18 protein-coding genes, 1 other RNA gene and 1 pseudogene are annotated in these 23,980 nt (G+C 65.9%); 17 read left to right on the top strand and 3 right to left on the bottom strand.

Translation table 11 applies throughout. From position 1 onward, the window contains the following. The first annotated feature begins 291 nt into the window (after positions 1 to 291). From AC1PLA_RS18865 to hglS, 11 genes and pseudogenes are all read left to right on the top strand, one after another. The gene (locus tag AC1PLA_RS18865) at positions 292 to 942 is read left to right on the top strand and encodes a M15 family metallopeptidase (RefSeq protein WP_481105130.1); all 651 of its coding nucleotides are present in this window, start codon (positions 292 to 294) and stop codon (positions 940 to 942) included. An 80-nt stretch (positions 943 to 1,022) separates the two neighbouring features. After that, on the top strand, positions 1,023 to 1,220 hold the full coding sequence (locus AC1PLA_RS18860; protein ID WP_016903162.1) for a CPXCG motif-containing cysteine-rich protein: 198 nt from the start codon (positions 1,023 to 1,025) through the stop codon (positions 1,218 to 1,220). Positions 1,221 to 1,357: 137 nt separating this feature from the next. After that, entirely contained in the window at positions 1,358 to 1,735 is a 378-nt protein-coding gene (locus tag AC1PLA_RS18855) for a hypothetical protein (protein ID WP_481105129.1), read from the top strand. A gap of 224 nt (positions 1,736 to 1,959) precedes the next feature. Beyond that, a complete protein-coding gene (locus tag AC1PLA_RS18850) occupies positions 1,960 to 2,322 on the top strand; it encodes an EF-hand domain-containing protein (protein WP_016903160.1) in 363 nt (120 codons plus the stop codon). Between the two features lie 285 nt (positions 2,323 to 2,607). After that, entirely contained in the window at positions 2,608 to 3,012 is a 405-nt protein-coding gene (locus AC1PLA_RS18845; protein ID WP_181097742.1) for an EF-hand domain-containing protein, read from the top strand. Positions 3,013 to 3,049: 37 nt separating this feature from the next. Then, positions 3,050 to 3,808 (top strand): HAD family hydrolase, encoded by a 759-nt coding sequence (locus AC1PLA_RS18840; protein WP_047127492.1) that lies wholly within the window; start codon positions 3,050 to 3,052, stop codon positions 3,806 to 3,808. 112 nt (positions 3,809 to 3,920) lie between these two features. Further along, entirely contained in the window at positions 3,921 to 4,508 is a 588-nt protein-coding gene (locus AC1PLA_RS18835; protein ID WP_481105128.1) for a hypothetical protein, read from the top strand. A 160-nt stretch (positions 4,509 to 4,668) separates the two neighbouring features. After that, positions 4,669 to 5,292, top strand: coding sequence for a hypothetical protein (locus tag AC1PLA_RS18830; protein ID WP_481105127.1), 624 nt, complete (start codon positions 4,669 to 4,671; stop codon positions 5,290 to 5,292). Positions 5,293 to 5,415: 123 nt separating this feature from the next. Next, positions 5,416 to 5,552, top strand: a pseudogene (locus AC1PLA_RS18825) (beta-ketoacyl-[acyl-carrier-protein] synthase II); the annotation flags it as partial. 74 nt (positions 5,553 to 5,626) lie between these two features. After that, a non-coding RNA gene (locus AC1PLA_RS18820) (sX9 sRNA) lies at positions 5,627 to 5,708 on the top strand. A gap of 188 nt (positions 5,709 to 5,896) precedes the next feature. Beyond that, positions 5,897 to 7,264 (top strand): 2-oxoadipate dioxygenase/decarboxylase HglS, encoded by a 1,368-nt coding sequence (gene hglS / locus AC1PLA_RS18815; RefSeq protein WP_047130588.1) that lies wholly within the window; start codon positions 5,897 to 5,899, stop codon positions 7,262 to 7,264. Between the two features lie 587 nt (positions 7,265 to 7,851). On the opposite strand, the gene AC1PLA_RS18810 is transcribed toward hglS, so the two are convergent. From AC1PLA_RS18810 to AC1PLA_RS18800, 3 genes are all read right to left on the bottom strand, one after another. Next, positions 7,852 to 10,989: an efflux RND transporter permease subunit gene (locus AC1PLA_RS18810; RefSeq protein ID WP_481105126.1), complete on the bottom strand. Its 3,138-nt coding sequence runs from the start codon at positions 10,987 to 10,989 to the stop codon at positions 7,852 to 7,854. A 133-nt stretch (positions 10,990 to 11,122) separates the two neighbouring features. Continuing rightward, entirely contained in the window at positions 11,123 to 14,371 is a 3,249-nt protein-coding gene (locus AC1PLA_RS18805) for an efflux RND transporter permease subunit (RefSeq protein ID WP_054591071.1), read from the bottom strand. A 93-nt stretch (positions 14,372 to 14,464) separates the two neighbouring features. Beyond that, positions 14,465 to 15,706: an efflux RND transporter periplasmic adaptor subunit gene (locus tag AC1PLA_RS18800; protein ID WP_481105125.1), complete on the bottom strand. Its 1,242-nt coding sequence runs from the start codon at positions 15,704 to 15,706 to the stop codon at positions 14,465 to 14,467. Positions 15,707 to 15,962: 256 nt separating this feature from the next. Between AC1PLA_RS18800 and AC1PLA_RS18795 the strand changes: the two genes are divergently transcribed. From AC1PLA_RS18795 to aceK, 6 genes are all read left to right on the top strand, one after another. Next, positions 15,963 to 17,279: a M20 family metallopeptidase gene (locus AC1PLA_RS18795; protein WP_481105124.1), complete on the top strand. Its 1,317-nt coding sequence runs from the start codon at positions 15,963 to 15,965 to the stop codon at positions 17,277 to 17,279. Positions 17,280 to 17,438: 159 nt separating this feature from the next. Then, a complete protein-coding gene (gene queF, locus AC1PLA_RS18790; RefSeq protein WP_481105123.1) occupies positions 17,439 to 18,254 on the top strand; it encodes an NADPH-dependent 7-cyano-7-deazaguanine reductase QueF in 816 nt (271 codons plus the stop codon). A 102-nt stretch (positions 18,255 to 18,356) separates the two neighbouring features. After that, positions 18,357 to 18,650, top strand: a complete 294-nt coding sequence (locus tag AC1PLA_RS18785; protein WP_481105122.1) for a LysM peptidoglycan-binding domain-containing protein — start codon at positions 18,357 to 18,359, stop codon at positions 18,648 to 18,650. 63 nt (positions 18,651 to 18,713) lie between these two features. Next, positions 18,714 to 19,271 carry a hypothetical protein gene (locus AC1PLA_RS18780; RefSeq protein ID WP_054591074.1) on the top strand — a complete coding sequence of 186 codons (558 nt, stop codon included), beginning with the start codon at positions 18,714 to 18,716 and terminating at the stop codon, positions 19,269 to 19,271. Between the two features lie 404 nt (positions 19,272 to 19,675). Further along, positions 19,676 to 21,907 (top strand): NADP-dependent isocitrate dehydrogenase, encoded by a 2,232-nt coding sequence (locus AC1PLA_RS18775; protein WP_481105121.1) that lies wholly within the window; start codon positions 19,676 to 19,678, stop codon positions 21,905 to 21,907. Positions 21,908 to 22,174: 267 nt separating this feature from the next. Further along, the gene (gene aceK / locus AC1PLA_RS18770) at positions 22,175 to 23,914 is read left to right on the top strand and encodes a bifunctional isocitrate dehydrogenase kinase/phosphatase (protein ID WP_104646480.1); all 1,740 of its coding nucleotides are present in this window, start codon (positions 22,175 to 22,177) and stop codon (positions 23,912 to 23,914) included. Positions 23,915 to 23,980 lie beyond the last annotated feature (66 nt).

Here is a 23,980-nt window from a genome sequence, read left to right as displayed (position 1 = left end):
CCGGCATTCGACCGGACTGGCGATTGCGCAGGAGCGGGGATAGTGCGTCGATGTATAGGTGGCGAGCGCCGCGATCCGGTCTGTCCGTCCCGAGCCGTTGTTCGTCAAGCGATCCAAGTGCTTTGCCTGTTCGAGCGCTTCTGTGCAGGCAGCTTGCCTGTGGTGGCTTATGCTTGGCGCATGACGCAAGCACGATCCCCGGTAAACCCCGTATCGCACCACGTCGCATGCACCCTGCAGCGCATCGGGTGGCAGGTATCTGCGCTGTTTCTTCTGTGCGCAGTCCTCAACGTGCAAGCGGCTCCCATCCTCTCGCCGGCAACAACCGCCGCACAAGCCGGTCTGGTCAATGTGCAGGGCCTTGCGCCGGAGATTGCGGTGGACATGCGTTATGCGGGCAGCAACAACTTCACCGGGCACGTGGTGCCGGGGTATGAGGCGCCCACGTGCTATCTGTTGCGTCCGGCGGCGGAGGCCCTGGCACGGGTGGCGCGGTCGCTCAAGGCCCAGGGATATCGACTGCAGGTGTTCGACTGCTACCGGCCGGTGCGGGCGGTACAGGCCTTCGTGGCCTGGGCTGCGGATCTGCAGGATCAGTCGACCAAGGCGCAGTACTACCCGCGTGTGGACAAGCGCGCGCTGCTGGGCGACTACATTGCCGAGACTTCCGGGCATAGCCGTGGCGCAACGCTGGACCTGGGCTTGCTCGATTGCCGGAAGGGCCCATGCCAGCCGGTGGCGATGGGTACGGACTTCGATTTCTTCGATGCGCGTGCGCATACTGACGCGCGCGATATCAGTCCTGCCCAGCGTGCCCACCGCCAGCAGCTGTTGCGAGTAATGGCGGCGGAGGGATTTGCCAACTACCCGATGGAGTGGTGGCATTTCACCTTCCGCCCCGAGCCGATGCCGGATACCGCGTTCGATGTGCCGGTCAACTGAGCGACTGCGCCGCAGGCGGTGACTCCGGCCGCCGTGCTGTCCATGTTGTGTATCACCCCAAATCGCTGCAAGGAATTGCCATGTCCGACCCGGAACGCTTTATCGATATCGCCTGCCCGTATTGCGGGGAGTGGATCACCCTGACGCTGGATCTGACCGGAGGCGACCAGCATTACATCGAAGATTGTCAGGTGTGCTGCAAGCCGATCTCGGTCAGCGTGCAGTGGGATGAGGAAGGCGAGGCGCAGGTGAGTGCGCGCGGGCAGGACGATGCGTGAGCGCGGCGTGCCGCAGCATCGGGCACTCGTAGCGTTAGGCCGACCCTCATTCGCGTAAGCGCCTGCGCTTGCGGCCCCGGCCGGGATCCATCACCCGCAACCGCTAGACTGGTGCGCCTGCTGCCTGGATCGTCACGATGAATCTGCCCCTGCACTTCGGTCTGCTCGGTTCGCTGGAGGCTGGCCTGATCGCGTTGGTGCTGGGCGTACTGGTCTTCGCTGGGGTCGAGCATATTGGCCGGCGTCTGCACTTCACCCACGGGCACACGCTGGGTATTGCCTGTCTGCTCGCGGTCGCCATCGGCGGCGGCTACGACATCTGGAATCTCGTCTACACCAGCATCGTGCGGCTGGAGTCGCCGCTGTACGCGCGCCTGGCATTGGCCAAGATCCACGATCCCAACGAATTGGGATCGCGGGTGATCCTGGAAGTGGCCGGGGCGATCGCCGGTGTGGTGCTGGGTTGGAAACTGTTCAGCTCCGGAAGCTGGGATGACGAGACACCGAATGCGTAAATTTACGTTATGAAATGCGGCACGGTTCGCATATTTCGATGCATTGAATGAGCTGCTTCTGTTTGGCTCACCGATGTCTAACAGATGGCTAAGCGCAAACGTCTGACGCGTGGTTAAGAGGATGTTTTGCGCGAAATTGCGGCGGGTTTTGCGTTCATTCGGGCTGGGTAAGGTGGGGCCATGTGCGGCGACACCGCGCATTCCCAAGCCAAGGAGACCACCCAATGAAGAATCGCAACCGCACCTCGCTGCTCGCCGCCACCGCCGCTCTTGCCGCCGCCCTGGCGCTGCCGGCCATGGCGCAGAGTACGCAGCAGGATGCCGCCGCGACGTCGGCCCAGTCGGGAAGCTCTGCCACCACTGCGGCACAGCCTGCGCAGTCCGGCGGCGGCCAGACCTGGGCGAGCGTCGACACCGACAGCGACGGCGCCATCAGCACACAGGAAGCCCAGGTCAATGCCGGGCTCGCGCAGATCTTCAATGACGCTGATTCCGACAAGAATGGCAAGCTGACCCCGGACGAATACAAGGCGTTTGTCGCCAAGCAGCAGGGCGGCGCAGCGGGAAGTGGGTCGCAAGGCAACTGAGGTAGCAGGTCGCAAGGTAGTGAGTTCGTTCGCTGACGTGTTTTTTCGACATCAGGAGGCAGCTTTCGCAATCGCAGTCGTTTGAGCAGTGTTGTCGTTTGATCCGTGGCATCGCTTTGTGGATGCCCGTGATCAGCAAGTAACAGCATGACCACGTATCAGGATGGACACGCGGGAGCGATCTGCCAGGATCGCTCCCGTTTTCTTTACGTGCGTAGCGCTAGATTTGCCCGCTCGTCCCTTCGGCACATTCTCATGCTGCTGCGTATCGCCATGCTGGTCGGCCTGTCGAGTCCACTGTTGGCGCTCGCGGCGCCGCCGGAGTTGCCGCCAGCCAACCCGTCGCGTGCGACCTCCACCACAGGGACGGCAACACCGGCAATGGCGCCGTTGCCGATCGATCCACCACCGCCTGCCACCACGCCCTTGCTGCCGGCCGACGCTGCAGCGCCATCGGCTGCCAAAGGCGGTGCGGAGGCCGCACTGGCGCCGCAGGCCGGCACGTTGGCGCCACGGACCTTCCGCAGCCTGGACAGCGACGCCGACGGCTCATTGACCGTGGCCGAAGCCGGCGCAGACCCGGTCCTGCGCGAGAATTTTGCCGGCTTCGACAGCAATGGCGATGGGCGCCTGTCGCGCGACGAATTCGCCAGCTACCAGCCCGGTCCGGGCGACGCCGCGGGGGATTGACCGCAGCAGCGCTCCAGTGCGCTGCTAAACTGGCGCGATGACCTCTTCTGCACAGCGCGACGGCCAGGCGATCCAACTGGTCGGCTTCGACGGCGACGATACCCTCTGGAAAAGCGAGGACTATTACCGCACTGCCGAAGCGGATTTCGAAGCGATCCTGGCCGATTACCTGGATCTGGGCGATACCCGCATGCAGCAGCACCTGCTCGCGGTGGAGCGGCGCAATCTAAAAGTATTCGGCTACGGCGCCAAGGGCATGACGCTGTCGATGATCGAGACGGCGATCGAACTGACGCAGGCGCGCATCGCCGCACGCGACATCCAGCGCATCGTCGAGATCGGCCGTGCCACGCTGCAGCATCCGGTGGAGGTGATTGCCGGCGTGCGCGAGGCGGTCAGCGCAATTGCCGCCGACTATGCGGTGGTGCTGATCACCAAGGGCGACCTGTTCCATCAGGAGCAGAAGATCGAGCAATCCGGTCTGGCCGATCTGTTTCCGCGCGTGGAGGTGGTGTCCGAAAAGGATCCCCAGACCTATGCGCGCGTGCTGGGCGAGTTCGACCTGCCGGCGCAGCGCTTTGTGATGATCGGCAATTCCTTGCGCTCGGACGTGGAGCCGGTGCTGGCCATCGGCGGCTGGGGGATCTACACCCCGTACGCAGTGACCTGGGCGCACGAGCAGGAGCATGGCGTGGCCGCCGACGAGCCACGCATGCGCGAAGTGCCCGACGCCGCCGGCTGGCCGGCGGCAGTGCATGCGCTGGATGCAGTGGCCCGGCAGCACGCGCTAAGCTGACTTCCGTCGCGGCCAGCGCCGCGACCTGGATCTGCCGGCGCAACCGGCGGCGCCCAGCAACAGGACGTTTCCGGTCAGGCGTGGGTGCCTGGCCGACTAGGAGGGATCACCGATGCGCATGTTGTCGTTTACCTGCCGTGTCAGCCTGGCCGTATTGCTGGCTCTGTCAGGCGGCGCGCCGTCGCTAGCGGCTGCCGAGCTCGAGGAAGAAGTCATCAACCCGAGCGAAGTGATCTTTCGCGACGGCCAGCCTTACTACGACGATGGCGGCAACTATGTCCGCCTGCGTACGCGTCGGGACGCGGGAGAGCTGGTGTATTTCCGCATGGTGCGCTTCGACCGCGAGCAGGGTTATGTGGATGCCCAGGGCCAGAGTGTTGCGACCTTGCAGACCCGGCCGGACCGGCGTGAGCGCAGCAGTGTGTTTGCTGCCGACGGATATTCGGGCGAGCGCTACGGCCCATACGGCGGCGACGCCCGCGGATACCTCGGGTTTGGCGCCGGGCTACGGCTGGGCGCGTCGCGCAACCGCCCGTACGGCCAGATCTATTACGGCAATGGTCTGTATGGCCCGGACCCTTACAGCAGCCCGCACAATCGCGATGCGCGACAGCGTTACATCGGCTCGGGCTATGTGGGTGCCTGCGATCTCAGCGGCTGCCGCGAAGTGCACTACGGTGGCTTTTACGATCTGCGCTGAGCGCGGCCGGCGCGGCGGTGCGCGCGCCAGACATGCGAATGCTCGTGGGGGTCCGGCGTCACGCATCCGTTCCGACTCGGGGCATACCACACGGCTGGCGCGCTGACGGCGCGCCGCCTGTGTCGGTGGCGCAAGCGCTCGGCCTGACAGCGACGCGGGCATGCGGCATCATCGGCGCATGCCTTCCTTGCCCACCTCGCTGTTGCGATCCCTGCCGCTGCTGAGTGTGCTGCTGCTGCCGATGCTGGCAGTTGCGCAAACATCGCCTGCGCAAGCATCCGCGCCTGCCGCTGCGGCACCGGCTGCTGCGCCGGCAGTGACGCCGGGCACCGGCGATGCCTGGGTGGACCAGCATCTGGCCGACATGGGCAGCTACGCGCAGCGCTACCCGGACAGTTTCATCGGCGAAGTTGCGCGCTACACCGGCACCCCGCGCGGTTATGTGCAGGCTCTGCTGCAGGTGCATGGCTGGCACGCCGGCGACATCTATTTCGCCTGTTTCTGGGCGCAGACGCTGCAGTTGTCCTGCCGCGACACGGTACGCGCCTACAGCCGTGACCATCATGACGGCTGGGAGGGCGTGATTATGCGGCTGTCGGTCACGCCGGAGACCGTGCATATGCGCGCGCTGCGGCACGCCATCGTCGCCAGTTACGACCGCTGGGAACGTCCGATCACCCTGGACGCGCTGCTGCGCCGCCAGCTCGGCGATCACGCGCAACGGCTGGAAGCCGCGCGCCAGGCCAGCGAGGCGGCCGAGGCAGCGGCGCAGGCCGGGCTTTAAGCGGCTGGCAAACCGACGGCGTAGCCGCCAGGCGGGTGCGGCCGTGCTCGGAACCGGCGTGTACCACTCGTACGCTGCGTTTCCTACGCGCCGCCCACGCAGATCCGGCGGTTGCCGGCTCAAGGTGGTGTCGGCTACCGGTGCGGCAGCGTGCTATTCGGCGTCAACTGGCTGCAGTAGTGGCACCGGAGCCGTGCCAGCCGTTCGATGCGCGCCGGGTCGGCCTGAGCCTGGGCGAGGCTGGTGGCCTTTCGCGCTTGTTGGCCATCCTCGGAGCGACCAGCGAGATGACTGCGCTCCCGGCCGCACGGGCGCAGTCGGCATTAGGACCGACATGGACCACGCCGTGCGCTGGGGTTGCGAGCGTGCCCGCCATCCGTATCCAGCTGACGACTGCTCGCCACGGATCGCCAGCCGCCACTTGATGCGCTTTACGCCTGGTTGGAACCCGCACAGTGGCAAGACGTGAGGTGATCAACAGGCTGCGCGGCTGTCTGCGCGGCAACACAGGCGCCGGCATGCTGCCGTGCAGCTGGCCGCCGCAGGGCGCGGTCGGCGAGAATGCTGCAACGCCGGCGTTGGCCGGCCCTGCCAAGACCAGCCCATGCGCGATACCGTGTTTGTCTCCCCCGATCACATCCGCAGCCTGTTCGCGCAGGCGATGTCGGACATGTATCGCGCCGAGGTGCCGTTGTACGGCGACCTGATGACGCTGGTGGCGCAGGTCAACGCCGACACCCTGAGCGCCGATCCCGCCCTGGCCGCGCGCCTGCAACGCAACGACGAACGCGCGCGGCTGGATCTGGAACGGCATGGTGCCATCCGCGTCGGCACGGCGCAGGAACTGGCCACGTTGCGGCGGCTGTTTGCGGTGATGGGCATGCATCCGGTGGGCTATTACGATTTGTCGGTGGCCGGTGTGCCGGTGCATTCCACCGCGTTCCGCCCGATCGACGAGGCGGCGCTGTCGGTCAATCCGTTCCGCGTGTTCACCTCGTTGCTGCGGCTGGAGCTGATCGAAGACGCCGCGCTGCGGGCGCAGGCGGCGCAGATCCTGGAGCAGCGGCAGATCTTCACCGCCGCCGCGCTGGAGCTGATCGAGCAGCACGAGCGCCATGGCGGGCTGGAGGCGGCGCAGGCGCAGCAGTTCGTGGCCGAAGCGCTGGAAACCTTCCGCTGGCATGGCGATGCCACCGTGTCGCTGCCGACCTACCGCGCGCTGAGCGAGGCGCACAAGCTGATCGCCGACGTGGTGAGCTTCCACGGGCCGCATATCAACCACCTGACGCCACGCACGCTGGATATCGATGCGGCGCAGGCGCAGATGCAGCGCGCCGGCATCGACGCCAAGGCGGTGATTGAGGGGCCGCCGCGTCGTCGGGTGCCGATCCTGCTGCGCCAGACCAGCTTCAAGGCACTGGAGGAGCCGGTGCGCTTTGTCGGCGACAGCGGGCAGGCCGAGCACGGCACGCATACCGCGCGCTTCGGCGAGATCGAACAACGCGGGCTCGCGCTGACGCCCAAGGGCCGCGCGCTGTACGACGCGCTGCTGGCGCAGGCACGCGACAGCGATGGCGCGGGCAGCACCGGTACCGATTACGCCACGCGGCTGCAGACCGCGTTCGTGGCATTTCCCGACGACGAAGCCGTGCTGCGTCAGGAGGGCCTGGGCTATTTCCGCTATGCGCTGACCGAGGCCGGACGTGTCGACCCCGCGCAGGTGGCGGCAATGCCGGCAGAAACCGCGATTGCGCTCGGTCTGCTCAGTGCCGATCCGATCATCTATGAAGATTTCCTGCCGGTGAGCGCGGCCGGCATCTTCCAGTCCAATCTCGGTGGCGCCGAACAACGCGCCTATGCCGCCCATTCGAGCAAGCGCAGTTTCGAACAGGCGCTGGGTGCGCAGGTGCAGGATGAGTGCGCGTTGTACGCGCAGCTGGAGCGGGCGTCGCTGCAGGCGTTGCTGGTGTAGCAGTCACGGCGCGGCGTGCGTGTTTGCACGCCTGCTGTCTGCCGGCTCTGTCGCGCATTACGTGTCGTGATCGCGCAGTGCATATTGCTTTGGGGGCGCCGTCGCCCGAACAACGCATGTAACGCACTGTTTGCATCTTGCACACCGACCATCTCGACAGGTCCTTGCCCGCCTACCGTCGCGGGACCTTACGCGGCATGGATGCCGCGTAAGAGCCTACACGGACGTACTTGCGGCGTGTCCTGCGATGGTAGGCGGGCAAGGGCCCTGCAACCAGGCCGCAGACCTGCCGCGCAACAACTGATCCATTCCTGATCCATCCATACCGTCCAACCACGTCAAGGCAACCGAGCTTCTAGATCGCAGCGTCGTCTGGACGCGGTCAAACACTTGGGCTCTGGCCAAAAGCCGCGTGAGTCGAGCGTGCATTTGCAGCTCGCATCACCGTGCCGCGTTTAAATGCACTGCCAGCAGCGATGCCCCGGCGGCATACCGGCAATCGACAAGCGATGGCGAAAGATACGGGCCACCGCCATGCCGGCCGGCACGCACCGGTCCATGCAGACCGGCGCGTGTGCTGCTTCGCCTTAGTGCGCGGACGCCGGGCGCCGTGCCGCCGCGCGCTCTGCCCGGCGTGCACGCGCACGTGCGCGGCGCGCCTTCCAGCGTTCGCTCAGGCAGGAGAAGATCACGTACAGCGCCGGGGTGCTGAGCAGGGTCAGGCTCTGCGAGAAGATCAGTCCGCCGATCATCGCAATGCCCAGCGGGCGGCGCAGTTCGGAGCCTTCGCCCAGGCCGACCGCCAGCGGCACCGCGGCCAGGATCGCCACCATCGTGGTCATCATGATCGGGCGGAAGCGCACGATCGAGGCCTCGCGTGCGGCCGCACGCGCATCCATGCCGTGCACGCGCTGCGCCACCAGCGCGAAGTCGATCATCATGATCGCGTTCTTCTTGACGATGCCGATCAGCAGCACCAGCGCGATCATCGAAATCACCGACAACTCGGTGTTGGTGAGGAACAACGCCAGCAGCGCGCCGACGCCGGCGGCCGGCAGCGTGGACAGGATGGTCACCGGATGGATCAGGCTCTCGTAGAGCATGCCCAGCACGATGTAGACGGTGAGCACCGCGGCCAGCAGCAACACGCCCATCGAGTTGGGGCTGAGTTGCACGTTGAAGCTGTCGTCGCCACTGAGGCGGATGCCGTCGGGCATGCGCAAGCCTTCCACGGTGGACTTGATGATCAGGTCCGCCTCGCCGGTGCTCACGCCCGGTGCGAGGTTGTAGCTCAGATCCATCGTGGTGTACTGGTTTTCGTGGACGATCTGCGGCGGCGCCAGCCCGGGCACCTGGGTGGCGACGGAGGTGATCGGCACCATCAGGCCGGCGCGGTTGGGCACGAAGACCTGGTCCAGCGCCTTGGGCGTTGCCGTTTGCGAGGGCAGTGCATTGACCACCACGCTGTACTGGTTGAGATCCGAATAGATGGTGGAAATGGAGCGCTGGCCGAAGGCGCCATACAGCGCGCCATCGATGGCACCGACCGAAATGCCCAGGCGCGCGGCCTTGGCGCGGTCGATCACGATGTTCTGGCGCAGGCCGGATGTATCCACGTCGGTGCCGACATCGCGCAGGCGCGGATTCTTCTTCAACGCCGCCTGCAGTTTGGGCAGCCATTCCTGCAGCTGCGCCAGGTCGTTGCCCTGCAGCGAAACGCGGTACTGCGCACCCTGGCTGGTGCCGCCGCCGCCGTCGCTGGGCAGGTCCTGGATCGCGCGCAGGCGCAGATCCAGATCCGGGTAACGGTCGGCCTTGGCGCTCAGGCGTGCGACCACCTGCGCGGTGGTGTCGCGGCGGCCTTCGTCGCGCTTCTTCAATTCGATATTGAACGAGGCGCTGGAACCCTGCCGGCCGGAGCCCAGCCGCGCGCCGACGGTCTTCACCGCCGGGTCGGCCATCAGCATGTCGGTGATGCGGCGCTGGCGGCTGACCATGTCGGCAAACGACACCGTGGCGCTGGAATTGGCGCGGCCCCAGATCAGGCCGGTGTCCTGCGCCGGGAACGAGCCCTTCTTGACTGCGCCGCCGAGAAAGACGGTGGCGGCGATCAACAGCAGCGGCGTCAGCGACAGCAGCAGGGCGTGGCGCAGCGAGAAATCCAGCGCCACCGTGTACACCGCGAGCATGCGCTCGTGCATGCGGTCCAGCCAGGCGCCGAAACGGCCAGGTTTTTTCGGCTCGGTATGTGCGGACAGAAAGCGGCTGCACAGCGCCGGCGTCAGGGTCAGTGACACCAGCATCGACACCACGATTGCCGCCACCAGGGTCACGGTGAACTCGCGGAAGAACGCGCCGATCATGCCGCTGGCAAACAGCATCGGAATGAACACCGCCACCAGCGAGGCAGTGATCGAGACGATGGTGAAGCCGATCTCGCGCGCACCGGCCAGTGCGGCATCCAGACGCGGCATGCCTTCGTCCAGATGACGCATGATGTTTTCGATCACCACGATCGCATCGTCGACCACAAAGCCAATGGCGATCACCAGCGCCAGCAGGCTGAGGTTGTTCAAGGTGAAGCCCAGCATGTACATCACCAGCGCCGAGCCGGCCAGCGACAGCGGCACGGTGACCGCCGCGATCAGCGTCGGCGCCAAGCGGCGCAGGAACAGCGCCATGGTCAGGATCACCATCACCAGGCTGATCATCAGCGTGGCCTGCACCTCGTGCAGCGAGGCGCGGATGGTCGGGGTGCGATCGAAGTAGGGCGTCAGCTTGGTGCCGGGCTGCAGGTAGGCGCGTAGCTCGGGGATCTGCGCCTTCACCTGGTCCACGGTTTCGACGATGTTGGCGCCGGCGCGGGTGAAGGCGTACATCACCACCGCCGGTTTGCCGTCGAACCAGGCCGCTTGATAGGCATCCTGCTGGCCGTCGTAGACGGTGGCCACGTCGCCCAGCCGCACGATGCGCCCGTTGGACTGGGTGGAGATCGCCAGCTGAGCGAAATCGGCGGCCTTGGACACCGAATCGTTGGCCACGATCGCCATGGTGGTGTTGCCGTCGGACAGGAATCCGGTCGGCGAGGTGACGTTGGCCGCGCGCACCGCGTTGCGCAGATCGTCCGGGGTCAGGCCCAGCGCGTTGAGCGCGCGCAGATCCACATCCACGCGGACCGCCGGCGTGGAGGCGCCGGCGATATCGACCGAACTGATGCCGGTGATCTGGCGCAGCCGTTGCGCCAGCAGCGAGTCGGCAACGTTGTAGAGCTCATCGGCCGATTGCGTGTCCGAGGTCAACGCGATGGCGATGACCGGGTCGTCGTTCGGATTGGCTTTCGAATAGATCGGCGTGCCGAGCCCGGACGGCAGGTCCGATTGCGAGGAGTTGATCGCCGTCTGCACATCCTGCGCGGCCGAATCGATGTTGCGATTGCTCTGGAACACCAGCACCACCAGGCTGCTGCTCTCCGAACTGGAGGAGCGCATGCGGTCGATGCCGGGCAGCTGGCCCAGGTGGCGTTCCAGCGGTGCGGTGACGGTGGAGGCCATGGTGCTGGCATCGGCGCCGGACTGCGTGGCGTGCACGAAGATCACCGGAATCTGGATGTTCGGCAACGCCGCCACGCCCAGCCGCAGGTAGCACATCAATCCGATCACGAACAAACCGATCGCCAGCAGCGCGGTGCCGATCGGGCGCTTGATGAAGGGCGCGGAGATGTTCATGGGGTGACTGCCGGGAATCGGGAATCGGGATTCGGGAATCGGGAAAGGCAACGGCCAGCGCAGCTGCCATGCGTGCGTGCGGGAAGGCGATGCCGTGGGCAGGCAGACCGATCAGCGATGACGCCATCGGTCATCATGCCGGGCGCTCCGAAGTGGAGGCCGGAGGCACGCCGTCGCGGCGGGCGGCACGCCGCGCGCGCCAGTCACGCAGCCGCTCGCCGGCACGTTCCATGTACAGGTAGATCACCGGCGTGGTGTACAGCGTCACCAGCTGCGACAGCAGCAGGCCGCCGACGATGGCGATGCCGAGCGGACGCCGCAGTTCCGAACCGATGCCGGTGCCCAGCGCCAGCGGCAGCGCGCCAAGCATCGCGGCGGCGGTGGTCATCATGATCGGACGGAAACGCAGCAGGCAGGCGCGGCGGATCGCCTCGTGCGCGTTGGCGCCGTCGCGGCGGGCGTCGATGGCGAAGTCGATCATCATGATCGCGTTCTTCTTGACGATGCCGATCAGCAGCACGATGCCTACGATGCCGTCCACCGACAGGCTCAACCCGCACATCATCAGCGCCAGCAGCGCGCCGACGCCGGCCGGCGGCAGCGTGGAGATGATCGTCAGCGGGTGGATGTAGCTCTCGTAGAGCACGCCCAGCACGATGTAGATCACCACGATCGAGGCCAGCAGCAGCCACACGATATCGGTCTGGCTGCCAGTGAATTCGGCCGCCTTGCCGACGAACGCCGCATGTACCTGGGTCGGGATCTTCAGATCCTGGCGCGCCTGCTCGATCGCCTCCACCGCCTGCGACAGCGAATGGCCCGGGGCCAGATTGAACGAGATCGTGACCGCCGGCAGCTGTTGCTGGTGGCTGACCACCAACGGCGTGTTGGTGACCTTGGCCTCGGCCAGTGCGGCCAACGGAATGATGCTGCCGGCGCCGACCACGATGCCGGTGTTCTGCGCGCCCACGCCGGTGGCGGTGGAGGAGTTGGACGAGGTCAGCTGGCCGAAGCTGGTGGCATTGGTGCCGGTCAGCGCGCCGCTGCCGTTGCTGGCCACCGCCAGCTGGTTCATCAACGCGGTGCTGCTGCGGAACTCCGGCGCCACTTCCAGCACCACCCGGTACTGATTGAGCTCGGTGAAGATGGTGGAGATCTGGCGTTGACCGAAGGCGTCGTACAGCGTGTCGTCGATGGTCTGCATCGGCACGCCGAGCATGCTGGCCTTGTCGCGATCGATGCTCAGCTCCAGCGCCCGGCCCTGGTTGGCCAGGTTGTTGTCCACGTCGGCCAGCTCGGGCAGCTTGCGCATCGCCTCGGTCATGCGCCCGGCCCAGGTGGCCAGCTCGCTGCTGTCCACATCCGACATCGAATACTGGTACTCGGTGGCGGCCACGCGGGTGTCCAGGGTGACGTCCTGCACCGGCTTGAGGAACAGCGCCACGCCGGGAATGCCGGCCACCGCCTTTTGCAGGCGCGGCAGCACCTCGTCCAGGCCCTCGCGGTCGCCGCGCGTCTTCAGCACGATCGACAGCTGGCCCTGGTTGATGGTCGGGTTCATGGTGCCGGCGCCGATGAAGGCGGCCACGCCGGTCACGGCGGGGTCTTTCTGCAGCGCCGCGGCCACCGCCTGGGTGCGCTGCTCCATCTGCGGGAACGCCACGTTCTGGTCGGCCTGCACCACGCCGGTGATCAGGCCGGTGTCCTGCTCGGGCAGCAGGCCCTTGGGGATCGCCATGTACAGCACCACGGTCAGCGCCACCGCGCCGATCGCCACCGCCAGGGTCAGCGGCTGGTGCGCCAGCACCCAGTCCAGGCTGCGCTCGTAGGCGCCCACGGTGCGCGTCCACAGGTTGGTCTTGCCGGCGGCCGCGGCGCGTTCGTGCGCATCCTCGCCTTCGGGCAGGGCGTCGGGCTTGAGCAGGTAGGCGCACATCATCGGCGTCAGCGTCAGCGACACCAGCATCGAGATCACCACCGCAATCGACAGCACCCATGCAAACTCATGGAACAGCCGCCCGGTCACGCCCGGCATCAGCAGCAGCGGCAGGAACACCGCCACCAGCGATACGGTCAGCGACAGCACGGTGAAGCCGATCTGCTTGGCGCCGATCTCGGCCGCTTCCGGCCCGCTCTTGCCCTGTTCGATGTAGCGCACGATGTTTTCGATCATCACGATCGCATCGTCGACCACGAACCCGGTCGCCACCACAAGCGCCATCAGCGACAGGTTGTCCAGCGACATGCCGGCAAACGCCATCACCCCGAAGGTGCCGGCCAGCGACAGCGGCACTGCCACCGAGGGAATGATGGTGGCCCACAACCGGCGCAGGAACACGAAAATCACCGCCACCACTAGCGCGATGGTCAGCACCAGGGTGAACTTGACCTCGTGCACCGAGGCGCGGATGGTTTCGGTGCGGTCGGAGAACACCTCCAGGTGCACGTCGGCCGGCAGCACCGCCTGCAGCTGCGGCAGGATGCTGCGGATCTGCTCCACCGTCTGCACGATGTTGGCACCGGGCTGGCGGCGGATTTCCAGCAGCACCGCCGGCTTGCCGTCGGCCCAGGCGGCGAGCTGGTCGTTCTCCACCCCGTCGACCACGTTGGCCACATCGGCCAGCCGCACCGGGCGGCCATTGCTGTAGCTGATGATGGTCTCGCGGTACTGCGCCGCGTCGGTGAGCTGGTCGTTGGTGCCGATGCTGTAGGACTGGGTCTTGCCGTTGAGCGAGCCCTTCGGCGCGCTGACGTTGGTCTGGGTCAGCGCGCTGCGCAGCGATTCCATGGTCAGGCCCATGTTCGACAGCTGCGCCGGGTTGACCTGGATGCGCACCGCAGGCCGCACATTGCCGGCGATCGACACCAGGCCCACGCCCGGCACCTGCGACAGGCGCTGGGCCAGGATCGCATCGGCATAGCGGTTGACCTCGCGTAGCGGCAGCGAGTCGGAGGTGAGCTTGAGGGTCAGGATCGCCGCGTCGGCCGGATTGACCCGGTTGTAGACCGGTTGATACGGCAGCGACGAGGGCAGGGTGGCCTGACGGATCGCCGCCTGCACATCCTGCGCGGCGATGTCGATGTCGCGGTCCATCGAGAACTGCAGGATGATCGTGGACAGGCCTGCCGACGAATCGGAGGTCATCATCTGCAGCCCGGAGATCTGCCCGAACTGGCGCTCCAGCGGCGTGGTCACCAGCGAGGCCATGGTGGTCGCGTTGGCGCCGGGGTACTGGGTGGTCACCACCAGGCTGGGCGCGTCGATTTCCGGCAGCGCCGAGACCGGCAATTGCCGGTAGCCCAGGATGCCCAGCAGCAGGATGCCCGCCATCAACAACGAGGTGGCGATGGGACGGCGGATGAAGATGGTCGAAAAGCCCACGGGGGGTGTCCTTGCTGAAGACGTCAATCGATGCCGGCGCGCGCAGCGCCGATGCACACCGGCGACGGAAGGCCCGTCGCCGGTGCTCGCGAGTTAGCGCGGGCCGCCGCCGCTGCGTCGGCCGCCGGCGCCGCCACGGCTCTTGTCCTGCGCGGCCTTGAGTTCGGCCTCGGTCGGCTCCGGCGGGGTTTCGCCCGGCTTGAGCGCGCTGACCTTGCTGCCCGGCTTGAGCCGGAACTGGCCTTCGGTCACCACACGCTCGCCTGGCTTGAGCCCCTTGGTGACCTGTACATGGCTGTCGTCCACTTCCACGCCCTGCACCACGGTGCGCATCTGCGCGGTGTTGTCGTTGCCGATCACGTAGACGTAATCGCCGTCCGGACCGCGCTGCACGGCCTGGGTCGGCACCACGGTGCCGCCGGAGATGGTGCGCAGCTGCAGGCGCACGTTGACGAACTGGCCCGGCCACAAGGCGTTGTCGGTGTTGGCGAAGATCGCACGCGCACCGAAGGTGCCGCTGTCGGCGGCGATGCGGTTGTCGATCACCTCCAGCTTGCCATCGCCGCTGATCACGTGCGCATCGCCGCGATCCAGCGCCGCCACGTCCAGTGGGGCGGCCGCCTGGCCGCTGCGCACCGCCTGCAACTCGCGCTCGGGCAGGTTGAAGGACACGTAGATCGGGCGGATCTGGGTCAGGGTGACGATGGTGGAGCTGGCGCTGACGATATTGCCCACGTCCACGCCGCGGATGCCGGCGATGCCGTCGATCGGCGCGGTCACGCGGGTGAACTGCAACTGCACCTGCGCCGAGCGCATCTGTGCATCGTTGGCCGACACCGCCGCCTCGTACTGCGCCACCTGGTTACGCTGGGTATCCAGGTCTGTGCGCGAGACGTACTGCTTGTAGGCCGGGTCGTTGGAGCGCTGGTAGTTCACCCGCGAGGTCGCCAGCAGCGCCTGGTTCTGGCGCTTGGCCGCCAGCGCCTGGTCGTAGCTGGCCTGCAGGGTGCGCGGGTCGATCTGCGCCAGCAGCTCGCCCTTCTTCACTTCCTGGCCCTCCTTGAAATTCAGGCTCATCAGCTGGCCGCCGACCTGCGGGCTGACCGTGACCGTGTTGAGCGCGGTCACCGTGCCCAGCGCGCTGGCGTAGACCGGCACATCCTGGGTGGTGGCGGCCACGACCGTGACCGGTACCGGGCCGCTGTTCTCGGTGCCATTGCCGTCCGGCGCATCCGCCCGCTTGCCGTGGTTGCCCCCACCGAACATCCGCATTGCGACGAACACCACGACGAGCACCGCTACGACCAGCAGTGTGATCTTCCAAAAACGCGACATGCGACAACTCCTGAGGGCGGGCCGGGCGCTGGTGCGACCGTGGGGCGGCTGTGCGAAGCATATCGTTGCGATCAGGCAATTGAGCGTTACTGAAGTAACGGCCCGCCGGACGAAACGACTGCAGCGTTCACAGATGCAGTGCAGCGGCAACGCGTCAGGGCCGATGTGGTTGACCGCGGGACTGAATCGAGCCCCACTGCAGCCCACCGAGCGTGCACCTGCACTACATTAAGCGACCATCTTTAGAGGATTGCTGATGCGCCACTCCCGCCTGCTGACCAGCGCGTTGCTGCTTGCCCTGCCCACCCTGGCCGCCGCCCAGGCCGCGCCCCGACCCGAAGTCCAGGCCGCCGCCGCGCCGTTGCAGAGCAAGCTGGTGCAGTGGCGCCGCGACTTCCACCAGCACCCGGAGCTGTCCAACCGCGAGGAGCGCACCGCCGCCACCGTGGCCGCGCAGCTGCGCAAGCTCGGCCTCAAGCCGCGTACCGGCATCGCCCATCACGGCGTGGTGGCCATCATCAAGGGCGGCAAGCCGGGTCCGAAGATCGCCTTGCGCGCGGACATGGATGCCTTGCCGGTCAAGGAGCAGACCGGCCTGCCGTATGCCTCCACGGTCACCGCCGAGTACCGCGGCGAGCAGGTCGGGGTGATGCACGCCTGCGGCCACGACGCCCACACCGCGATCCTGCTCGGGGTGGCCGAAGCATTGGTCGGCATGCGCGAGCAGCTGCCCGGCGAAGTGATGCTGATCTTCCAGCCTTCCGAAGAAGGCGCGCCCGGCAACGAGGAGGGCGGCGCATCGCTGATGCTCAAGGAAGGCCTGTTCGCCGACTTCAAGCCACAGGCGGTGTTCGGCCTGCATGTGTTCTCCAGCGTGCAGGCCGGCAAGATCGCGGTGCGCAGCGGCCCGCTGATGGCGGCCTCGGACCGGTTTGCGATCAAGATGATCGGCCGCCAGACGCATGGTTCGGCGCCGTGGAACGGCATCGACCCGATCGTGGCCAGCGCCGACATGATCGGCGCCGCGCAGACCGTGATCAGCCGCCGCGCCAACCTGTCCAAACAACCGGCGGTGTTGAGCTTCGGCGCGATCAAGGGCGGCATCCGCTACAACATCATCCCCGACGACGTGGAAATGGTCGGCACCATCCGCACCTTCGACGAAGCCATGCGCCAGCAGATCTTCGCCGACCTCAAGACGGTGGCCGAGCACACCGCCGCCGCCCACGGGGCCAAGGTCGAGGCGCAGGTGCCGGACCAGCCAGGCAACCCGGCCACGGTCAACGACCCGGCGCTGACCGCCAGGATGCTGCCCAGCCTGCAGGCCGTGGTCGGCGCCGACAATGTCTACGAACCGCCGTTGCAGATGGGCGCGGAAGATTTCTCCTTCTACGCCCAGCAGGTGCCGTCGATGTTCTTCTTCGTCGGCTCCACAGCCAAGGGCATCGACCCGGCCACCGCGCCCAGCAACCATTCGCCGCAGTTCCTGCTCGACGAATCGTCGCTGGATGTGGGCCTGCGCGCGCTGTTGCAGGTGTCATTGGATTACCTGCATCAGGGGGAGGCTGGCTGATTCGGGAATCGGGAATCGTGTGCAGTTGCGCGGTTCCCGCGGAGCGTTGGTGATTGCGTGGGGCGGCGGGTCGCTTGACGGCCCGCTGCTTCTGTCGCCAGGTCGCTCCAGCGTCCGCTATACACCTCACGGCCAGCCCGCTCGGCCTAAAATGGCGCGATGAATACCCCAGAAGATTCCACCCTCGGTCGTGAGGTCGCCTATCCCAGCGGCTACGATCCGTCGCTGTTGTTTCCGATTCCGCGCGCGGCCGGGCGCGAGGCGATCGGCCTGACGGGGGCCTTGCCCTTCATCGGCCGCGACCGCTGGCATGCCTACGAACTCAGCTGGCTCGATGCGCAGGGCAAGCCGTGCGTGGCCACCGCCACCTTGCACGTGCCCAGCGAGTCGCCGTCGTTGATCGAATCCAAGTCGCTCAAGCTGTATCTCAATTCGCTCAATGCCACCCGCTTCAATAGCGCCGAAGCGGTGCGTACGCGCATCGCCTCCGACCTGTCCACGCGCGCCGGTGCCGACGTGGCGGTGGAATTCGGTCTGCCGCCGATCGATGCGGTGGGTGAGGGCGAATCGATCGACGCACTGGATGTCAGCATCGACGACTACGGCCCGCCCAATGCCGCGTATCTGGCGGCGCACGCGCAACCAGTGGTGGAAGAAGTGCTGACCTCGGCCTTGCTCAAATCCAATTGCCCGGTCACCGGTCAACCGGATTGGGCCAGCGTCACGTTGCGCTACCGCGGCGCCCCGATCGACCGCGAAGGCCTGCTGCGTTATCTGGTGAGTTTCCGCGACCACGCCGAGTTTCACGAGCAATGCGTGGAGCGTATCTTCCATGACGTGCTGCTCCACTGCGCGCCCGAGTGGTTGGTGGTGGAAGCGCGCTATACCCGCCGTGGCGGGCTGGACATCAACCCCTTGCGCAGCTCGCCCAGTGTGCCGACACCGCTGTCGATCTTCCGCGACCTGCGCCAGTAATCGCGCCCATTCAAGGCTCGCGCCAGCTTCACGGTGGCGCGATCCACGCTTAACAGCGCGCCGCGCACCCTGCAGTCATCGTGATGCAAAGGGATGGCGGCAATGAGTGTCGACAAGAAAGCAGATTTTTCCAACGTGACGTCCTCGGTCGACAGCACCGCCGACGTCGCGCCAGCGGCGGATTTCTCCAACGTGCGTACCAGCGTGCAAAGCACTGCGCAGCTGGTCAGTGAATCGGTCACCGTGCAGGGGGGCGACAGTCTGTCCAGCATCGCCAAGCGCCATTACGGCGACGGTAACCTGTGGCCGCGGATTTTCGAAGCCAACCGCGAAACGCTCAAGGATCCGGACAAGATCTTTCCCGGTCAGGTGCTGCAGTTGCCGCCGAAGTCATAGGCGCACCGCATACCTGGCACCTTTCGAAACCCACTTTTTATCTTGATATCCGGAGATTGATCCATGCGTACTACTTCCGTTTCTAGCACCCTCGCCATTGCCCTTGCCGGCGTTCTCGCCCTGTCGGGCTGCAGCAAGAAGGCCGACGACGACAGCGTGTCCAAGGATCCGACCTCCGGCGCTGCCACCGAGGCGATGCCAGGCCCGGCCGCAACACCGCCGGCGAGCGATCAGGCTGGCCAGAGCACCGCGACCGGCGCTGCCAGCACTGATACCGCAGCCGCAATGGGTTCCGCAGTCACGGTGTCAAGCGTAGTGGTCGGCACGACGGCGACCGCCGACAAGTCGGTGACCCCGTCGGCCAACATCGGCAGCAAAGACACCATCATCGTCTCGGTGAAAACCGATGGCAGCGCGAGCAATGTGGCGGTCGCAGCCAAGCTCACCTATCAGGATGGCCAGGTGGCCGGCGAGCAGAATGCCACCTTGACCACGACTGGCCCGGAAACCACCAACCTCAGCTTCAGCAAGCCAGATGGCTGGCCGGCCGGCAGCTACACCGCGCAGGTCATGGTGGATGGCAAGCCGGCAGGTACTCCGCAGACCATCACGGTCAAGTAAGCAGCCACGCGAGCAGGCAGTCTGCAGATAGGGATGCGTGCTCGCAACCTGGGTAGCGCACTGACTCCAAGCATGTCGGACACGCGCGTCCATCGCGCTGCCCCAACGCTCATCAAGCAGGCCATCAAGGCGCGATCACACGATCGCGCCTTTTTTCTGCGTAATTCTCTCAGCCGGCACATTCGTTACAGCTGCATCCATCGCATTGGCCGAGTGGCGGGATGGAGCATCCGCCTGTGGTCGCTTTACCCGGGCGCGGCTCAGACGCGACAATGCCGTGCTGATCCATCGCCGCGTTCCACGCGCCGGCCGATCGGCGTGCCAGCAGCGACCCCCGTCGCGCACGCCAACGCCAGTGCCAACAGCGTCGGCGCTCCTTCCGACCACACGAGCCATCGCACCTTATGTCGAAGACACCGAAGATCATCTACACGCTCACCGACGAAGCACCGTATCTAGCCACGCAGTCGCTGCTGCCGATCATCGATGCCTACACCAATACTGCCGGCATCGTGGTCGAAACCCGCGACATCTCGCTGGCCGGCCGCATCCTGTCGCTGTTTCCCGAGCACCTGAGCGACGCGCAGAAGATCGCCGACGACCTCGGTGAGCTCGGCGAGCTGGCCACCACGCCGGAAGCCAACATCATCAAGCTGCCCAACATCAGCGCCTCGGTGCCGCAGCTCAAGGCCGCCATTGCCGAACTGCAGGGCCAGGGCTATGCGCTGCCGGCGTATCCGGACACGCCCAAGGACGATGCCGAAAAGGACATCAAGGCGCGCTACGACAAGGTCAAGGGCAGCGCAGTCAATCCGGTGCTGCGCGAGGGCAACTCCGACCGCCGCGCGCCGTTGTCGGTGAAGAATTACGCACGCAAGCATCCGCACCGCATGGGCAAGTGGAGCAGCGATTCGAAGTCGCACGTGGCCCATATGGACGACGGCGACTTCTTCGGCAGCGAGCAATCCACCACCGTGGCGGCCGCCGGCGCGTTGAAGATCGAGTTCGTCGGTAACGACGGCAGCAGCAGCGTGTTGAAGGACAAGGTCGTGGTCAAGGCCGGCGAAATCGTTGATGCCGCGGTGCTGAGCAAGCGCGCGCTGGCCAGCTTCATCGACGCGCAGATCGCCGATGCCAAGGCCAAGGATGTGCTGTTCTCGGTGCATCTGAAAGCCACCATGATGAAGGTCTCCGACCCGGTGTTGTTCGGTGTGGTGGTCGGCGAGTTCTACAAGGACACGCTGAGCAAGCATGCCGAGGCGCTCGCGTCGGTCGGCTTCGATCCCAACAACGGCATCGGCGACCTGTACGCACGCATCGCCACGCTGCCGGAAGACCAGCAGGCGCAGATCAAGGCGGATATCCAGGCCGAATACGCGCAGCGTCCGGCCCTGGCCATGGTCAATTCGGACAAGGGCATCACCAACCTGCATGTGCCCAGCGACGTGATCGTCGATGCGTCGATGCCGGCGATGATTCGCGACTCCGGTCAGATGTGGAATGCCGAAGGCAAGCTGCAGGACACCAAGGCGGTGATCCCGGATCGCTGTTACGCCGATGTCTATCAGGCGGTGATCGACGACTGCAAGGCGCATGGCGCATTCGATCCGTCCACCATGGGCTCGGTGCCCAACGTCGGCCTGATGGCGCAGAAGGCCGAGGAATACGGCTCGCACGACAAGACCTTCCAGATTGCCGCCGCCGGGACCGTCAAGGTCACCGACGACACCGGCGCCACCGTGTTCGAACATGCGGTGGAAGCCGGCGACCTGTGGCGCATGTGCCAGGTCAAGGACGCACCGATCCAGGACTGGGTCAAGCTGGCGGTCGAACGTGCGCGCCTGAGCGAGACGCCTGCGGTGTTCTGGCTGGACAAGGCCCGCGCGCACGATGCGCAGGTCATCGCCAAGGTTGAAACCTATCTGAAGGATCACGACACCAGCGGTCTGGATATCCGCATCCTGCCGCCGGTGGAAGCGACCACCTTCTCGCTGGAGCGCATCCGCAAGGGCCAGGACACCATCTCGGTCACCGGCAACGTGCTGCGCGATTACCTCACCGACCTGTTCCCGATCCTGGAGCTGGGCACCAGCGCCAAGATGCTATCGATCGTGCCGCTGATGGCCGGTGGCGGCCTGTTCGAGACCGGTGCCGGTGGCTCGGCGCCCAAGCACGTGCAGCAGTTCGTCGAACAGAACAGCCTGCGCTGGGATTCGCTGGGCGAGTTCCTGGCCCTGGCCGCCTCGCTGGAGCATCTGGGCAACCGCTACGACAATCCGTCGGCCACGGTGCTGGCCAAGGCGCTGGACGTCGCCAACGGTCAGTTCCTGGACAACAACAAGTCGCCAGCGCGCAAGGTCGGTGAACTGGACAACCGCGGCAGCCACTTCTATCTGGCGATGTACTGGGCGCAGGCCCTGGCTGCGCAGACCGAGGACACCGCCCTGCAGGCCAAGTTCGCACCGCTGGCCAAGGCCCTGACCGAGAACGAAGCCACCATCGTGGCCGAGCTCAACGGCGCCCAGGGCAAGCCGGTCGAGATCGGCGGCTACTATCACCCCGATCTGGCCAAGGTCAGCGAGGCGATGCGCCCGAGCAAGACCTTCAACGACGTGTTGGCCACGCTGAAGGCCTGATCCAGCGCACCGCCTGGCGGTGCGTCCAGCAGGTGCAACAGGCGGGGCCCGCCTCGATGAGGGGCGGGCCTTGTCGTTTCCGGCGTTTGCGCGCAACAGCGAGAACACGGTCGTTGCGTGCCAGGCCTCACGACCTGGCAATGCCGTGCCTGCGAGAGATCCTGCGCCTCGGTGCGAGCAGTCTCGGCATTTGGCCGACTGTGCGCCTGTTCGATTGATCGTTTGTCTCCGCTGCACGTCGCAACATGCGCTGGGTACACTGCCGGCATGAGCCAGCTCCCGTTACCGCCACAGTCCGAGCGCCGTGCGCTAGCGATCGCCCATGCCGTGTACGACGCTTTCGAGGATTACCACGCCCGGTTTGCCGAGATCACCGCACGCGCCAAACAGCGCTTTGAAACGCGCGACTGGAGCGGCGCGCGCGATGATGCGGTGGCGCGGATCGCGCTGTACGACCAGTACATCAGCGAATGCATGCTGCGCTTGCGTGCGGTGCTGCTGGGGCAGGCGCACGATCGCGCGCTGTGGATGCGTGCACGCGTGCATTACGCCGCGCTGCTGAGCGGGCTGATCGACCAGGAGCTGTACAAGACTTTCTACAACACCCTGACCCGGCGTTACTTCGGCACCCACGGCGTGGATGCGGAGATCGAATTCATCGCGCTGGATATCGAGCCGACCGACGCGATCACGGTGCCGGTTGCGCGGCACACCTATGCGGTCTCGCCCGGCCGGCTGACCGACATGCTGGTGCGCGTGCTCGGCGATTATTCCTTCGACGTTCCGTATGCGCATCGCACCCGCTGTGCAGCGGCGATCGCGGTGCGCCTGCTCGATGATCTCGCGCACTGGGGCGAGCACCCGGTGCGCAGCGTGGAATTGCTGGAGACGGTGTTCTATCGCGAACGGCGCGCCTACCTGGTCGGCCGCGTGTTCGGCGAACATCGCTTCTCGCCATGCGTCATCGCCCTGGTCAACGACGACGCCGGCCTGCGTGCCGAAGCGGTGCTGACCAAACGCAGCGACGTCGCGCAATTGTTCAGCAACTCGCGCAGTTACTTCCAGGCCGATCTGGCCACCGTCGGCGACGCGGTGGTGTTTCTGCGCAGCCTGCTCACCCATAAGCCGGTCGACGAGCTGTACACGATGCTCGGGCGCGCCAAGCAGGGCAAGACCGAACGCTATCGCACGTTTTTCAGCCATTTCCAGGCGCATCCCTCCGAGCAACTGGTGCATGCCGATGGCACGCCCGGCATGGTCATGGTGGTATTTACCCTGCCCAGTTATCCGTTGGTGTTCAAACTGATTCGCGACCGCTTTGCCTATCCCAAGACCATGAGTCGTGCGCAGGTCGAAGGCAAGTACGAGCTGGTGTTCCAGCTCGATCGCATCGGTCGCTTGCTGGACGCGCAGCCGTATCGCTTCCTGCGGTTTCCCAAATCGCGTTTCTCGCCAGCGTTGCTGGAAGAGCTGCAGACCAGCTGTGCGACGAGTCTGAGCGAAGATGGCCAGGACGTGCTGATCGCGCTGTGCTACGTGCAGCGCCGCCTGCGCCCGCTCAATCTCTACCTGCGCGAACAGCTGCCCGAAGCCGCGCATGCGGCCGCGCTGGACTACGGCCAGGCGATCAAGGACATGGCGCGCAACAATATCTTTCCCGGCGACATGCTGCTGAAGAACTTCGGTATCACCCGCCATCAGCGCGCGGTGTTCTACGACTACGATGAGCTGTGCCTGATCACCGAATGCACCTTCCGCGACTGGCCGACCGCCACCACCTATGAAGAACAGATGGCTGCCGAGCCCTGGTTCCACGTCGGCCCGCGCGATGTGTTCCCCGAGCGCTTCGCGCTATTCATGGGCTTGCCACCCTCGCAGTTGGAAGCGGTCAAGCACCTGCACCCGGAACTGTTCGACCCGCAATGGTGGCGCGACCTGCAAACCCGCCTGCGCGAGGACGACTACCCCGACACCCCGCCCTACGCAGACTCGCGACGGCTGGCGTAGCTGCCGAATGCCCATGTGCGTGGCGCGACAATAACGAGGTGCTCGTCGGATACACAATTCCGCAGC

The sequence above is a fragment of the Xanthomonas sp. NCPPB 1826 genome (assembly GCF_056725285.1).
This window is presented reverse-complemented; position numbering and strand designations above follow the sequence as displayed.